Below are 15,090 nucleotides of genomic sequence, written 5' to 3' on the forward strand. Positions count from 1 at the left end.
AGGAACCCGCCGTGAAGGTCCTCAGTGTCGTCGGGGCCCGGCCCCAGCTGGTGAAGCTCGCCCCGGTCGCGGAGGCGCTGACCGCCGCCGGGGCGCGGCACGTCATCGTCCACACCGGGCAGCACTACGACGCCGACCTGTCGGACGTCTTCTTCACCGGCCTCGGCATCCCCGCACCCGACGTGCACCTGGGCGTCGGCTCGGGCAGCCACGGCGTGCAGACCGGCGGGGTCCTCGCCGCGCTGGACCCCGTCCTGGCGGCCGAGCGCCCCGACTGGGTGCTGGTGTACGGCGACACCAACTCCACGCTGGCCGGGGCGGTGGCGGCGGTGAAGCAGCACCTGCCGGTCGCCCACCTGGAGGCCGGCCTGCGGTCGTTCAACCGGCGGATGCCCGAGGAGCACAACCGGGTGCTCACCGACCACGCCGCCGACCTGCTGCTCGCCCCCACCGAGGAGGCCGTGCGGCACCTGGCCGCCGAGGGCCTGGCGGAGCGCACCGAGCTGGTGGGCGACGTGATGGTCGACGTCTGCCTGCGGGTGCGCGACGCCGCGCTGGCCGAGCGCCGGGTGCCGCGGCTGCCCGAGGGCGTGGCGGCGGACCGGCCGTACCTGCTGGCGACCCTGCACCGGGCGGAGAACACCGACGACCCCAAGCGGCTCGCCGCGATCGCCGACGCCCTCGCGGCCCTGCCGCTGCCCGTCGCCCTGCTGGCGCACCCCCGGCTGCTGGCCCGCGCCGGGGAGCACGGCGTGGAGCTGGCCCGCGGCGCCGTCCGGGTGGGCCGGCCGCTGCCGTACGCGGACCTCGTGGCCGCCGTGCTCGGGTCCGCCGGGGTGGTCACCGACTCCGGGGGCCTGCAGAAGGAGGCGTACCTGCTGGGGCGCCCCTGCACCACGCTGCGTCCGGAGACCGAGTGGCCGGAGACGCTGAAGGGCGGCTGGAACGCCCTGGTGCCGGACCCGCAGCTGCTGACCGCCGCCGCCTGGGCGGCCACCGCGGCCCGCCCGGCCCCTGCGGCGCCGCGCGGCGCCCCGTACGGGGACGGGCGGGCGGCGGGCCGGGTGGCGCGGGTGCTGACCGAGCGGGCGGCTGCAGGGCGGGACTGACGCGGCGGGCCGCCGACGGCCGGGGGGGGGCGGCCCCGGCCGCCCCTCCCCGGCCCCGCGGTGCCCCGGGCGGTGGTTCGGGCGGTGGCCCGGCCGGCGGCTCAGGCGGGCTCGGGCTGGGTTTCGTCCGCGATCCGCGCCCGGACCGCCACGGTCGTCCGCCGCTGCGCCGACTCCAGCACCGCCGCCGAGACCTGCACCGTGCGCAGCCCCTGCCGCAGCGTCACCAGGTCGCCGGGCTTGCCCTCCACCGCGTCCCGGAACCGCTCGTGCTCCACGAGCAGCGGCTCACGCTTGGGGATCGCGTAGCGGACCATGTCGCCCTCGGCCACGCCGCGGAAGGCGCGCAGGGCCTCCCACTCCGTGGTCACCGCGCCGTTGGCGTAGAAGGTGAGGTCGGCGGTGAGGGTGTCGGCGACGAAGCAGCCGCGCGCGCCGGTGACCGCCGTGAACCGCTCCTTGAGCGGGCTCAGCCAGTTGACCAGGTGGCTGACGACGGTGCCGTCGGAGAGCTCGCCGACCACGGCCACCATGTCCTCGTGCGGACGGCCGCTCTTGGAGACCGTGCGGGCGGCCACCGAGCAGTAGTCCTGGCCGGTCACCCAGGCGGTGAGGTCGATGTCGTGGGTCGCGAGGTCCTTGACGACGCCCACGTCGGCGATGCGGTGCGGGAAGGGCCCCTGGCGGCGGGTCACCACCTGGAACACCTCGCCCAGCTCGCCGGCCTCCAGCCGGGCCCGCAGCGACTGCAGCGCGGGGTTGAACCGCTCGATGTGGCCGACGCCGGCGACCAGGCCGCGCGCCTCGAAGGCGTCCACCAGCCGTTCGGCGGCGGCCACCGAGTGTGCCAGCGGCTTCTCGATCAGCGCGCAGACGCCGTTGGCGGCCAGCTCCAGGCCCACGGCCTCGTGGTGCGCGGTGGGGCAGGCCACCACGGCGTAGTCGACGCCCAGGGCGACCAGCTCGGCGACGGTGTGCACGACCGGTACGCCGCGGGCGGCGCCGGTGCGGTCGCCGGCGGGGTCGACCGCGGCGACGAGCTCCACGCCGTCCAGCCCGCGCAGCACGCGGGCGTGGTTGCGGCCCATCGCGCCCAGGCCGATCAGGCCGGCCCGCAGGGTGCGGCGTCCGGCGGCCCCGGCCGGGGCGCTCATCGCCGGCCCGCCGGGGCCGGGGCGGCACCGGCCGCCGCCGCAGGGATCAGCTCTCGGTCTCTCCCGCGCATGGCGGCCACCTCCGTGGTGTCGTCTGCTTGCGTCCGTGTGCCGCGTGGTCGTGTGCCGTGGGTCCGTGTGCCGCGGCGCCGTGCAGCGGGGGGAGGGCGCCGCGGTCGCAGGCCCCGGGCGGGCCGGGGCGGAGCCCGGTCACGCCGCCGCCGCCGGTTCGGGCAGCGGGTGGATCCGGGCGGCGGCGAGCAGCCCCGCCACCGCCGCGGCCAGTTCGTCGTAGGGGCTCGCGGCCTGCCGGTGCCCGTCGGACCACCGCAGCGCGCCGGCGCGGCAGCGGTCGTACGCGGCACGGTGCGCGCCCGACCAGCCGGCCAGGATGCGGGCTGCCTGCTCCGGGCCGTCGGCGACGGTGCCCGCACCGCAGGAGCGGACCAGCTCCGCCGCGCGCGGCAGCGGGCTGCTGAGCACCGGCAGGCCGCAGGCCAGGTACTCGTAGACCTTCGACGGCACGGAGTCGACGAAGGCCCGCGTCGGCTCCAGCAGGGCGAGTCCCGCCCAGGCCCCCTCGGCCAGCCGCCAGGCCGCCCGCGGCGGCATCCGGCCGTGCAGCCGGACCCGCCCGGCGGCCGGGCTGGTCCGCTGCCAGTGCCGGAGCCGGTCGCGGTCGGCGGGGGCGACGGGCCCCACCAGGTCGACGTGCCAGTCGGGCGCCGCCTCGGCGGCCGCGAGCATCGCCCACAGGCCGCGGCTCCCGCGCAGGTCCCCCACGTACAGCGCCCGCGGTACCGGGCCGGGGGGCTGCGGGGCGGGCAGCAGCCGGACGTCCGGCATGTTGCGGACGACCAGGCGGCGGGCGGCGGTGCGGGGCGGCACGTGCTCGTCGGCGACCACGGTGAGGTCGGCGCCGCGGCTGAGCAGGGTCGCGGCGAGCGCCCACACCCGGGCGGCCGCGCCGGCGGCGCCGCGCGCCCAGGGGCGGTCGCGCAGCAGTGCCTGGTAGTCCTCGTGGACGTCCACCACGAGCAGCCGCCGCCCGCCGGGCAGCGGACGGTGGACGGCCCGGTGCAGGCGGGCGGCGGGCACCAGGTCGGGGTCGAGGGTGAGCAGCACCCGGCCGCGGGCGCGGGACGGCAGCAGGGCGGCGTGCAGGCCGCGGCGGGCCAGCCCGCCGGCGCGGACCGGCCGGAAGTCGACGCCCGGCGGCGCGTCCCGGGCGGTGCCGCGGGCCAGCACCTCCACCGTGAGCCCGGCACGGCGCAGGGCGGCGCAGTGCCGGTGCAGGCGGGCGTCGGCGACGTGGTGGCCGCTGGTGACCACGGAGACGTCGACCGGGGCGGGCAGGGCGGCGGGGGCGCCGTCCGGGGGCGGGGGATGCGTGGGAGGGGTCATGGCTCGCACCGCCGACTCGGGGCTCGGGTGGGGGCTCGGGGTTCGGGTGGGGGCTCGGGGTTCGGGTGGGGGCTCGGGGTTCGGGTGGGGGCCGGGTGGGGCCGGGGGTCCGGGGGTCCGGGGCCCGGCCGGCGGGTCCGTCCTCGGGGCGGACCGGGGGCGCCCGGCCGGGGGCCGGTCAGACGTCCTCCATGACGACCGCGTCCTCGCCGACGTCCTGGAAGCGGATGTAGGCGGCGGTGACCTCCTCCGGGTCGCCGCGCATCATCACCCGCCCCTGGTGCAGCCAGAGGCAGTCGTCGCACAGGTCGCGGATGGTGCCCACGGCGTGGCTGACCAGGAGGATGGTGCGGGCCTGGTCCACCAGTTCCCGGATCTTGTCGTACGACTTGCGCTTGAACTTGGCGTCGCCGGCCGACAGCGCCTCGTCGATGAGCAGCACGTCGGGCTCCATGTGGGTGGAGACCGCGAACGCGAGGCGCCCGTACATGCCGGAGGAGTAGGTCTTCATCGGCATGTCGATGAAGTCGCCGAGGTCCGCCCAGGCGGCGATCCGCTCGTAGCGCTCGGCGATCTGGCGGCGGCTCAGCCCGGCGGCCAGTCCGCCCAGCACCACGTTCTCGCGGCCGCTGAGGTTGCCGTTGAAGCCGACGCCCAGCGCGAGCAGGGTGCTGATGCGGCCGTGGACCTCGATCTCGCCCGCGCTCGGCGGCAGGATGCCCGCCACGGCCCGCATGAGCGTGGACTTCCCGGCGCCGTTGGCACCGACCACGCCGAGGACGCTGCCGTGCGGCACGTCGAGGCTGACGCCGCGCAGCGCCCGCACCTCGCGGACCAGTTCCCGGCGCCGCTGTGCGGGCCGGGTCAGCCGGTAGCGCAGGGTGTTGGCGCGCGGGTCGCGCGGGATGCGGTAGGTGATGTGGACGTCGCGGATCTGCACCGCGGGCGTCCCCTTCCGGCCGGGCCGGGGTGCCGCGCCGGGGTCCCGGTCCGCAGGGGGCGTCCCGGGAGCGGACGGCCCGGCGGCGGACGGCCCCGCGGCGGACAGTTCAGAGGCGGACAGCGAACTCACGCTCCCTCCACATGAAGACCAGGGCGCCCGTCAGGAACGCCCCGACGGCCCAGCAGGCGCCCTGCGCGAGCCACTCGGGGTGGGTGAAGCGGCCGCGCACCAGGGCGTCTCCCCAGGTCCCGAGCATCGGCGAGAGCGGGTTGGCGGCGATCAGGACCGCCTTGGGGCCGCCCTTGGCCAGCTGGTCCTCCAGCGCCCACAGCACGGGCGACAGGAACAGCCAGATCCGGATCAGGTACGGCAGGAAGTTGGCGAAGTCGCGGAAGTACACCTGGACGGTCGCGGCCAGGAACCCCAGGCCCGCCCCGAAGAGCGCCACGCAGGCGAAGGCGGGCACCCCCCAGGCCATCGCCCAGCTCCACGGCAGCCCCTCCACCTCGTGGACCACCAGGAACACCACCAGCGACGGCAGGAACCGCATGAAGGCGATGACGATCTGCGTGACCGGCAGCAGCAGCCGGGGGAAGGAGCTGTTCATGATCAGCCGACTGCTGCCGATCACCGAGCCGGCGCACTGGGCGAGGCAGCCGGAGAAGAAGTTGAAGGCGAACAGCCCGGCGAGCAGCTTGGCGAAGTAGTCGTGCTGGCGGGTGCCGCTGCCCAGGATGTCGACCAGGACGTAGTAGACGCAGCCCAGCAGCAGCGGGTTGAGCACCAGCCAGAGCTGGCCGAAGAAGCTGGTGTAGTTCTGCGCCCGCAGGGTGCTGCGCGCCATCTCGTGGACGAACTGCCGCCGCTGCCACAGCTGGCCGAGGTAGGCCGGGACGTGCGGCAGTCCCGCGCGCCGGGCGCGGAAGAGGTGGTGCTCCGGCTTGCGGGCGGGCGGCGCCTGTCCGGCCTGCCGCCCGGTCAGGGTGCCGCTCATCGCTGGCCCTCCTTCCCCGGACGGGGCTCCTCGGGACGGCTCTCCTCCACGCGGTTCTCCTCCACGCGGTTCTCCTCCACGCGGTTCTCCTCCGGGCAGGGCTCCTCCGGGTGGAGGTCCCGGTCCAGGCCGAGCGAGATCGCCACCCGCGGGTGGCGGCGGCCCAGGTGCCAGGCGGTGGGCACGGCGTAGGTGTCGTAGACCACGACGCGCTCGGTGCCCGCGGACACCAGGGCCGGGCCGGGGTCGCGGCGCGCCACCCGCCACAGCAGGTAGGGGCGCACCACGCGGTAGCCGCGGATGAAGAACCGGTGGTGGAAGGCGTCGGCGAGCCGGGTGTGCGCGCGGACGGCCGCACCGAGCGCGAGCTCCAGCGGGCGGCCCGCGCCGGGGTGCCCGTAGTGGGGCTCGGCGGCCCGCCGCAGCAGGGCGAGGGCCTTGCGCGGGGCGCGGTACACCAGCAGCCGCTCGCCGCGGGGCAGCGGGTGGCGGCCCTCGCCGGCCCGCAGCGACCAGGCCCGTACGGCCGGGGGCAGCCCGGCGGCCTGCCACGGGTCGGGGTTGACGGTGAGCAGGTCCACGGCGAACCCGCGGGAGAGCAGGAACGCGGCGTCCTCGCAGACCGCCGCCACCCGGCGGGTGTTGAGGGCGAGCAGCAGCACGCGGCGGTCCGCGCCGCTCCCTGCGCCGTCCCCGGGACCGGCCGGGCGGTCGGGGACGCGGCCCGGCGCGGCCGGGACGGCCGGGGCGTCGGCCCGGGCGCTCATCGGGCCGCCTCCGCCCGGTCGGCGGGGGTCCCGGGGCGGCCCGCGGGGGCCGCGGCCCCGTCCACGCCGCGCGCCACACCCCAGCGCAGGGGCAGGCCGGGCTCGGCGCGGGCGAGGTGCCAGGCGAGGGCCGCGGCCGGGGCGTCGCACACGACGGCCTCCGCGATCCGGGGGCGCGGGCCGCGGGGCAGCAGGCCGCGCAGTCCGCGGCGGGCGGCCCGCCACAGCTGCCAGCCGCCGAGGAGTCCGCCGCCGGGGGGCAGCAGGACCGTCCAGACGCGCGGGTCCTCCGCGGCGGCCTCGGCGACCTCGCGGCGGCCCGCGACCACGACGACGGGCACACCGCGCTCGGCCAGGAACCGGGCGTCCTCGACGACGGCCCGCTGCCGGGTGGCGCCCAGGGCCAGCAGCAGCACGGCGCCCGCGCCGGGGCGCGGGGGGTCCGGGTGCGCGGCCGCCGGCGCGGGGCGGCGGTCGGCGGGGTGGAGGCGGGAGTGCCGCTCGGGGCGGTGGCGGGGCGCCTGCGGCGGGCGGGACCGGCCGCCGTGCGCGGACGGCCGGGGTGCGGCGGGGTACCGGGGCGTGCCGGGCGGGAGGCCCGGCGCTCCGGGGCCGGCGGCGGCGCCGGGCGCGCCGGGCGCGGCGGGTGCGCCGTCGCGGGCGGGGGGCGGCGGGCGGTACCCGCCCTCGCACGGCAGGAGGGGCAGGTCGCCGGGGCCGGCGGAGGCCGCGGCCGGGGGGCCGCCGGGGACGGCCCCGGCCGGGGGGCGCGGTCCGGCGGGCCCCCGGGGTGCGGACCCGTGAGCCGCGGGCCCGTGAGGTGCGGCCCCTCGGACGGGCGATCCCGGGCGGGCGCCGGACGGCCGGGCGCGGCCGCCCGGGGCCGTGCCGCCCGCCGGTCCGCGCCGGTCGGCCCGCCCGGACCGCCCGTCCGCGTCAGCGCCCGCGTCGGCGGGGGCGGAGGCGGAGGCGGAGGCGGAGGAGACGGCGGGGACGGCCGCGACGCCGGGGGACGGCGGGGCGGGCGGACGGACGCCCGCCTCCGCGTACACCTCGGCCAGCCGGGCGCCGACGGCGGCCAGCCCGTAGCGGCGCTCGATCGCCGCCCGGGCGCGCGCCGGGTCCAGGCGGCCGACGCCGGTGGCGAGTTCCCGGTAGCCCTCCAGCAGCGGCCCCGGGCCGTCGGCGAGGTCGACCAGGCGCCCGGCGGCGCCCTCCAGTCCGGCGAGGGTCTGCTCCGGGCCGCCGCAGCGGGTGACGAGCACCGGCATGCCGGAGGCCACCGCCTCGACGACCGTCATACCGAAGGTCTCGAAGGTGCTGGGGTGCACCAGCAGGTCGTGGTCGTGCATGACGCCGACGACCTCGTGCGGCTCCACCGGCCCGCGGACGGCCACCCGGTGGCCGACGCCCAGCTCGGCGGCCCGCCGCCGGACGGCCTCCGCGTCGCCCGGCCCGACCAGGGTGAGCTCCAGCCGGGGGTCGTCGACGGCGGCCGCCGCGAACGCGTCCAGCAGCAGCGGCACGCCCTTGGCGGGCACCAGGTTGCCGACGAAGAGCCAGCGGCGCAGCTCGCGCACCGGGCGGGGGCGCACCGGGACCGCCGCCACGTCCACGGCGTTGGGCACCACCCGGAACTTCCCCGCGTGCCCGGGGAAGGACTGCGCCAGCCGTTCGCGCAGCCAGGGGCTGACGCAGAGGAAGGCGTCGGCCCGCTCCACCACCTGCCGGTACAGCTCGCGGGAGGGGGGCTGCCGCAGCACGGCGGGCAGGAAGGAGGCGTGCTCGGTGACGACGATCCGCGCGCCCGGCCGGGCGAGGCGGCACGCCGCCCAGCCGCCGTAGACGCCGGTGTGGCCGTGGACGACGTCGGCGTCGATCACGCCGCCGGGGAGCACGGCCCGCAGGGCGGACTCGTGGGCGCGCGCCCAGTCCGCGTACGGGGCGCGGGGGCGCACCGGCACCGGGACGCGGGTCAGCCGCCAGCCCTCGGCGGTGTGCTCGGGCAGGACGGGCGCCCGGGCGGCGCCGGGCGGTCCGGCGAGGCGCTCGTAGGCGGTGCGGACCAGGTCGTGCCGGAACTCCCCGGGGGTGGAGGGCCAGTCCTCGCCGTTGAGGACGTCCACCGTGGAGAAACGTTCCGCCACGGCGGCGGTCGCCGTCCGCACGAACGACCCGGCGTGCGGGCGCTGCGGACACGGGTACCAGGGCGTCACCACCGCCAGGCTCCCGGTCCGCCCCTCGGGGCGGACCCGCCCGGCCCTGTGCTGCCTGCGGTCAGCGGCCACCTGCGATCCTCCTCAACCGCTCCTCGAACGGCGCCAGCGTCGCCTCGCGGGTGAACCGCTCCGCGTGCTCCCGCGCCCGGTCCACCTGGTCCGGTGTCAGCTCCAGCGCCGCCCGGCCCGCCGCCGTGAACGCCGCCGCCACCGCCTCCGCGTCCAGCCGCCCGCCGCCGAACCACAGCGGGTGCCCGCGCAGGACCTCCGCCGCCGCGTGGTCCGGCCGGTGCACCGAGACGATCGGCTTGCCGGTGGCCATGTACTCGAAGACCTTGCCGGAGGTGACGTAGCGCGAGCCCCCGGCCAGGAACACCACCGCGTCCATCTCCGCGTACGCCGCCGCCACCTCGGCCTTGGCCACCGGCCCCCGGTAGACCACGCCCAGGCCCTCCGCCGGGTCGGGCATCCGGTCCAGCAGCGGCCGCGCACTGTGCGCGAAGAACCCCAGGTGCCCGTGGAGGTGCAGCTCCGCCCCCGCGAGCGCCGGGTCGCGCCGGGCGAGGCGCCACCCGTCGAAGAGCACCTCCAGCGGCAGGTGGTCGGTGAGGGTCCCGATGTAGCCGAAGCGCAGCGGCCGGCCCCTCGGCCGCGGCGACCAGCGCGGGCGGCCCAGGATCTCCGGCTCCCAGCCGTTGTGGACCACCCGCAGCCGCCCCGCCGCGAAGGGGTAGCGGTCCGCGTACCACTGCCGGATGGGCTCGTTGACGTGGAGCACCTCCGCCGCGCCGCGCAGCACCCGCCGCTCCCACGCCCACGCGTTGCTCTCCGGGGGGAAGGACAGCTCGCCGGTCAGCGGGTTGAACGTCCACGGGTCGCGGTAGTCCAGCACGTACGGCACGCGCAACGCCCCGCCCAGCGCCCAGGCCGCCGCGAACGACGCGAACGGGTTCCCCGTCGCCAGCACCGCGTCGAACCGCCGCCCGGCGTGCAGCCGCACCGCGCGGGCCAGCAGGTGCGGCAGCCAGGTCGCGTAGTGCTCGGGGAAGACCCGCCGCTGCGCCCAGCCGTAGGCCGCGTTCGCGAGGCTCGGCAGGTTCGCCCGCAGCCTCCCGTACCGGCGTACGTCCCGCTCCCAGCGGAAGTACCCCATCCGCGACCGCTCCACGGCGACCGCCGGGTGGATGCGGGCCTCCAGCGACGGGTCGTAGGAGCACAGGTAGTCGGAGAAGAACTCGCGCGGCGCCGTGGCCACCGTGACGTCCCAGCCCCGGTCGGCCAGCAGGTTCGCGGTCGCCAGCGCCCGGTAGACGCCGCTGGCACGGGTGGGCGGGAAGAAGAAGGCCAGGTAGAGCACACGGGGCGTGGCCCGCCCGGGGCGACCCCGCGCCCGGCGGCCCCCGCGGGCGCCGGGCGCCGCCGCCGGGGCCGCGGAACGGCCCGCGACGGCCGCCGGAGCGGGCTGCGGGCCGGACGGCTGCTGCCGGGTGGTGCCAGACGTTGCCGAGGTCACACAGAGACCGTAGGCAGACCCCGGGCGGGGCCGCGCGCCGAGCGCCGCCATCCGGGGCCGCCGTCCGGGGCCGCCGGATCCGTCCTCGGTGCGGCGCCGCCGGACCGGTCCGGGCCCCGCAGCACGCGGCGGCCCGTCCCGTCGGCAGTTCCGTCAGCAGCCCTGCCGACAGCCCTGCCGACAGCCCTGCCGACAGCCCTGCCGACACTCCTGCCGGCGACCCCGCAGCCCGCCCTGCCGGACCGTCGGCGGACGGTCAGCGGGCCGGCGGGGCGGCCTCCCGGCGGAGGGGCGGGCGGTGCGTCAGAGCAGGCCGCCCAGCGCGTTCGCCGCCGCCACGACCCGCTCCAGCTCGGCGGGCGTCAGTGTGGGGTACACCGGCAGCGACAGCACCTCCGCCGAGGCGCGCTCGGTCTCCGGCAGGTCCCAGCGCGCCGCCTGCTCGCCGCCGTCGCCGCAGTACGCCTTCAGCCGGTGGATCGGCGTCGGGTAGTACACCGCGCTGCCCACCCCCCGGGCGGCCAGCGCCTTCTGCAGGCAGTCCCGGTCGGGCCGCCCGTTGCCGGGCACCCGCACGGTGTACTGGTGGTAGACGTGGTGCGCGCCGTCCGCGACCGGCGGGGTGCGCAGCCCCGTCAGCCGCGAGTCGAACAGCTTGGCGTTGGCCCGCCGCTGCTCCGTCCACCCGGCGAGGCGGCCCAGCTGGACCCGGCCGACCGCGGCGGCCACGTCGGTGAGGCGCATGTTGGCGCCGACGATCTCGTTGGCGTACCGCTGCTCCATGCCCTGGTTGCGCAGCAGCCGCAGGGTGCGGGCGAGCTGCTCGTCGGCGGTGGTGACCATGCCCCCCTCCAGGGAGTGCATGTTCTTCGTCGGGTAGAAGCTGAAGCAGCCCGCCGCCCCGAAGGTGCCCACCGGCCGCCCGCCGAGCGCTGCGGCGTGCGCCTGGGCCGCGTCCTCGACCAGGGCGAGGCCGTGCCGCTCCGCCAGCGGCACCAGCCGGTCCATCGCGGCCGGGTGCCCGTACAGGTGGACCGGCATGATCGCGGCGGTGCGCGGGCCCACGGCGGCGGCCGCCGCGTCCGGGTCCAGGCAGAAGCTGCCCGGCTCGATGTCCGCGAAGACCGGCTCGGCGCCCACCAGGCGCACCGCGTTGGCGGTCGCGGCGAACGAGAACGACGGCACCACCACCTCGTCGCCCGGCCCGATCCCCAGCGCCAGCAGGGTCAGCTGCAGCGCCGAGGTGCCGGAGTTGACGGCCACGCAGTGCCGGCCCTCCACCAGCGCCGAGAACTCCGCCTCGAACGCCGCCACCTCCGGGCCCTGCACCACCGCGCCGCCGCGCAGCACCCGCACCGCGGCCTCGATCTCGTCCTCGCCGATCACCGGACGCGCCGCCGGGATCGTCTCCTCGTTGCGCCCGCGCATGCGGCCACCTCCGTCGTGGTCCGTGGTCGTGCCGCCACGGGTGCACCGGGACGGCGGGAAGAAGCCCCTGACGCCCCCGCCGTCGTCCTCAGGCTTCCGCACGCCGTTGAACGGGGGCCCCTCTGCAGGTGAACGCCGGGCAGCGGCCGGGCACCGGCCCGCGCGGACGTCACCCCTGCACGGTAGGCACATCCGCCGCCGGGCCGCGCGCCGTGCGGGGCCGTCCGGTGGCGCCCGCCCCCTCCGGTTCCCCGCCGCCCTCGGGCGGCGCCGGGCGCAGGCGCAGCGGGCCCGGCGGCCCCGGCGGCGGCACCGGGCGGCGGCCCGTCAGCTCCGCGTACAGGTCGTCGAGGACGGCCGCCTGGCCCGGCCAGGTCCAGCCGGGCAGCGCCCGCGCCGCGGCCCCGCCCGGGGCGTAGGCCCCGCGGTACCGCTCCGGGTCGGCCAGCAGCGTCCGGACCGCCCGGGCGAACGCCGCCGCGTCCCCCGCCCGGAACACCTCCCCCACCCCCAGGGCGCGGGTGGTGCGGCCCATCTCCGCCACGTCGCTGCAGAGCACCGGCAGCCGGGCGTACAGGTACTCCAGGTACTTGGTGATCAGCGACAGCTCGTGGTTCGGGCGGTGCAGGAGCGGAACCAGCCCGGCGGTCGCGGAGGCGACGTACGGCACCACCCGGTCCGGGGGGACGTAGCCGGCCGTGTGCAGCCGGTCCGCCACCCCCAGCCGCCGCGCCAGCTCCCGCAGGCCGGCGGCGTCCGGGTCGTCCCGGCGGGCCACCAGCACCAGGTGCACGCCGGGCAGGCCGGGCAGGGCCCGCACCGCCGTGGCCACCCCGCGGCGCGGTGCCAGGCCGCCGCTGTACAGCAGCAGCGGGACGTCCGACGGCAGCCCGCACACCTCCCGCACCCCGGGCCCGGTCCCGTCCTCCCCCTCCGCCGGGACCAGCGGGGCGTTGAGGACCACGGCCGGGCGGCGGGGCAGGCGGTGGTCGGCCGCCAGGCGGTCGGCGATCGCCTCCGAGACCGTCACCACCGCGTCCGCCCGCCCCGCGTACTCCCGCTCCACGCCCAGCAGCATCCGGCGGCGCAGCCGGCCGCGGACGTCGAGGCGGCCGGGCACCTCGATCCCGGCAAGGTACTCGTGCGCGTCGTAGACCCACCGCACCGGACGGCCCGGCGTGCCCAGCCGGGCGGCGACGCGGGCGCCGATGCCCACCGTGTGGAAGTCGTGGGCGTGGACCAGCTCCGGCGCCAGCGCGTCCAGCACGGGGGCGAACGCCAACTCCAGGTCCCGGAACCACGGGTTGAGGGACCGCCAGCCCCCGCGCCGGTCCAGCACCCCCCGCAGCCCGTCCCACGCCGTGCGCACCGGTCCCGCCGCACGGCCCGCGCCCAGCGGCACCAGCAGGCCGTCCGGACCGGGCCGGGCGGCGAGCCCGCGGCGCAGCGCCGCGGCCAGGCGCAGGCGGCGGCTCCGCGGCGCGTCCAGGGAGTCGAGGTGCGCGACGGCGGCCCGCGCCGCGGCGTACGCGGACCGCCGCTCCCGGGCCCGTCGCAGCGGCTCCGACCGGCCCCGCTCGTAGCCCGACACCGCCGAGCCCACCGGGACCAGCACCACCCGCGCCCCGCCGAGGCGGTACTCACGCCGCTCCGGGCCGGGCGCACGGCCCAGCAGCACCACGTCCCAGCCCGCCGCCGCCATCGACCAGGCGGCCTTCTGCACCCGGGAGTCGCCCTCCACCCCGTTGGCCACCAGCATCACCACCCGGCCCGGGACGGGCGCGGTCGGGGCAGGGGAGCCCGGGAGGGAGACCCGCCGGGCGCCCGGTGCGCCCCTCACGGACTCGGCACCCCGTCGGCGGCCGCGCGGCGGCGGTCCGTGCCGCCTCCTCCCGCCACCCGGTCCTCCCTCTTCCCCGCGGCGGCCGCGCCCGGCCGGTCGGGTCGCTCCGGCCGCTCCGGCCTCTCCTGCGTCAGGCGGACGGAACCGGTCGGAGCCGCGCCGCCCCGGACCGCCGTACCTCGGGCGGCCGTGCGCCTCCGCTTCGACGCCAGCTCCTCGTACAGTCCCACCAGGCGCCGCGCGTCCTCCTCCCAGGAGAGGTCCGGCCGGGCCGAGGCCACCGAGCGCAGCAGCTGCGGGTAGCGCGCCGTGGCGCGCTCCACGGCCGCCCGGAAGGACGCGGCGTCGCCGGGCCGGTACAGCTCGCCCAGGTCGTGTCGCTCCACGGCGGCCCTCAGCTCGGGCAGGCCCGCGGCGACCACCGGCACTCCGGCGCGCACCGCGTGGAACAGCTTGTTCGGCAGGGCCAGGCGGTGGTTGTCGCAGCTGTCGGTGAGCGTGACCACCGCCAGGCCGTGGCGGCGCAGCAGGGCGTCGACCTCGTCGACCGGGCACGGGGGCAGCAGCTCGACGCCGGCGGCGTCCGCCGGGCCGTCGGCCGTCAGCCCGGCCGCGTAGGTGCCGTCGGCCGGTCCCACGAGCACCACCGGCAGCAGGCCCGCCGCCCCCGCGAGGACCGTCCGCAGATCCCTCCCGGCACCGATCCGGCCCGCGTAGACCAGGCCCGCCGGAGTGGAGGGGAGGGATGCACCGTTACCGTCCGCGGCGGCGTCCCCGTCTCCGTCTCCGTCCGTGGACGCGGAGGTGCAGTCCGAGGTGGAGGCGGTGGGGAAGGTGTTGCGGACCACCGTCACCGGACCGGCCGCCCAGCGCTCCAGTCGCCGCGCGATCCCCTCGCTGACCGTCACCACGGCGTCGGCCCTGGCCGTCAGGTCCGCCTCCAGGCGGCGCTCCCGCAGCCGCTCCAGCGGCGCCGGACAGCCGTGGCGCTGACGGCCGGACCACCACTCGTGCGCGTCGTACACCAGCAGCGCCCCCTGCTCGCGGGCGAAACGGGCGGCCGGCGGCAGGGCGGTGAAGTCGTGGGCGTGCACGACGTCGAACCTCCTCCCCCGCAGGTCCAGGACGACCGCGCGGACCCAGGCCGACCAGACCCTGCGCCGGTGGCGGGGCAGCAGCAGCCAGCGGCCGGCGCGCCAGAGTGGGCCCGTCCTGCAGCCGGACGCGCCCGCACGGACGGGGGCCCCGACGCCATGGGGGACGCCCCTGGTGGGCCGCAGGCCCCGACCACCCGTGGAGGAGCCGACCGTGAACAGGCCGTCCGGGGGCTTCCAGTCCTCGGGCACGTCGCGGCCCTGGACGTGGACCGTGTGCCCGGCCTCTGCCAGGGCTGCCGCTTCCCTTACCACTCGGCTGTCGTGGGCCACATCGGAGGTGACCAGCATCAGCACGTTCACGCGGGTGTCCTCCGTCGCAACCGCCGGCCGGGGTGCACCAGCCGCCCCTGTGGGCGGTGTCCCGCTCCCGGAAGATCCATGTGCCGATTCTGTCTCCGGCCCGATCGAGCCGCCTGCCGGAGCTCACCCGGACAGCCCATACACCTCCCCCGTACGGATTCGGGTCCGGGCATGCGAAAGGGGCCCCGCCGCCGTCCCCGGCCACGAGGCCCCTCCCGGACCCACCCCATCCCCCGACACACGCGCCCGCAGACGCGCG

The 15,090-nt window shown here is 78.4% G+C and carries 11 protein-coding genes; 1 reads left to right on the plus strand and 10 read right to left on the minus strand.

Translation table 11 applies throughout. The features are described 5' to 3' along the window. Positions 1-11: 11 nt before the first annotated feature. Complete coding sequence (wecB, locus tag ACFY07_RS21590) at positions 12-1,109, plus strand: non-hydrolyzing UDP-N-acetylglucosamine 2-epimerase (protein WP_390870666.1); 1,098 nt, start codon at positions 12-14, stop codon at positions 1,107-1,109. 101 nt (positions 1,110-1,210) lie between these two features. Here the strand turns inward: wecB and ACFY07_RS21595 are convergent, their stop codons facing one another. The 10 genes from ACFY07_RS21595 to ACFY07_RS21640 form a co-directional block, all read right to left on the minus strand. Beyond that, positions 1,211-2,263 (minus strand): Gfo/Idh/MocA family oxidoreductase, encoded by a 1,053-nt coding sequence (locus tag ACFY07_RS21595; protein ID WP_390870668.1) that lies wholly within the window; start codon positions 2,261-2,263, stop codon positions 1,211-1,213. A gap of 210 nt (positions 2,264-2,473) precedes the next feature. Then, positions 2,474-3,667 (minus strand): glycosyltransferase, encoded by a 1,194-nt coding sequence (locus ACFY07_RS21600; RefSeq protein WP_390870670.1) that lies wholly within the window; start codon positions 3,665-3,667, stop codon positions 2,474-2,476. Between the two features lie 178 nt (positions 3,668-3,845). Next, positions 3,846-4,607 (minus strand): ABC transporter ATP-binding protein, encoded by a 762-nt coding sequence (locus tag ACFY07_RS21605; protein WP_230654575.1) that lies wholly within the window; start codon positions 4,605-4,607, stop codon positions 3,846-3,848. Positions 4,608-4,716: 109 nt separating this feature from the next. Continuing rightward, positions 4,717-5,604: an ABC transporter permease gene (locus ACFY07_RS21610; RefSeq protein ID WP_390870673.1), complete on the minus strand. Its 888-nt coding sequence runs from the start codon at positions 5,602-5,604 to the stop codon at positions 4,717-4,719. Beyond that, complete coding sequence (locus tag ACFY07_RS21615; protein ID WP_390870675.1) at positions 5,601-6,371, minus strand: hypothetical protein; 771 nt, start codon at positions 6,369-6,371, stop codon at positions 5,601-5,603. Before ACFY07_RS21615 ends, ACFY07_RS21610 begins: the two co-directional genes overlap by 4 nt. After that, positions 6,368-8,659: a glycosyltransferase family 4 protein gene (locus ACFY07_RS21620; protein ID WP_390870678.1), complete on the minus strand. Its 2,292-nt coding sequence runs from the start codon at positions 8,657-8,659 to the stop codon at positions 6,368-6,370. Before ACFY07_RS21620 ends, ACFY07_RS21615 begins: the two co-directional genes overlap by 4 nt. Further along, entirely contained in the window at positions 8,649-9,947 is a 1,299-nt protein-coding gene (locus tag ACFY07_RS21625; RefSeq protein WP_390870680.1) for a glycosyltransferase, read from the minus strand. The genes ACFY07_RS21620 and ACFY07_RS21625 overlap by 11 nt, the downstream gene beginning before the upstream one ends. Before the next feature lie 459 nt (positions 9,948-10,406). Beyond that, positions 10,407-11,531: a DegT/DnrJ/EryC1/StrS family aminotransferase gene (locus ACFY07_RS21630; protein WP_390870682.1), complete on the minus strand. Its 1,125-nt coding sequence runs from the start codon at positions 11,529-11,531 to the stop codon at positions 10,407-10,409. A gap of 169 nt (positions 11,532-11,700) precedes the next feature. After that, entirely contained in the window at positions 11,701-13,371 is a 1,671-nt protein-coding gene (locus tag ACFY07_RS21635; RefSeq protein ID WP_390870684.1) for a glycosyltransferase family 4 protein, read from the minus strand. After that, positions 13,368-14,831: a glycosyltransferase gene (locus ACFY07_RS21640; RefSeq protein ID WP_390870686.1), complete on the minus strand. Its 1,464-nt coding sequence runs from the start codon at positions 14,829-14,831 to the stop codon at positions 13,368-13,370. Before ACFY07_RS21640 ends, ACFY07_RS21635 begins: the two co-directional genes overlap by 4 nt. Between the last annotated feature and the right edge of the window lie 259 nt (positions 14,832-15,090).

It is taken from the genome of Streptomyces sp. NPDC001380 (genome assembly GCF_042895785.1).
Lineage (GTDB): Bacteria > Actinomycetota > Actinomycetes > Streptomycetales > Streptomycetaceae > Peterkaempfera.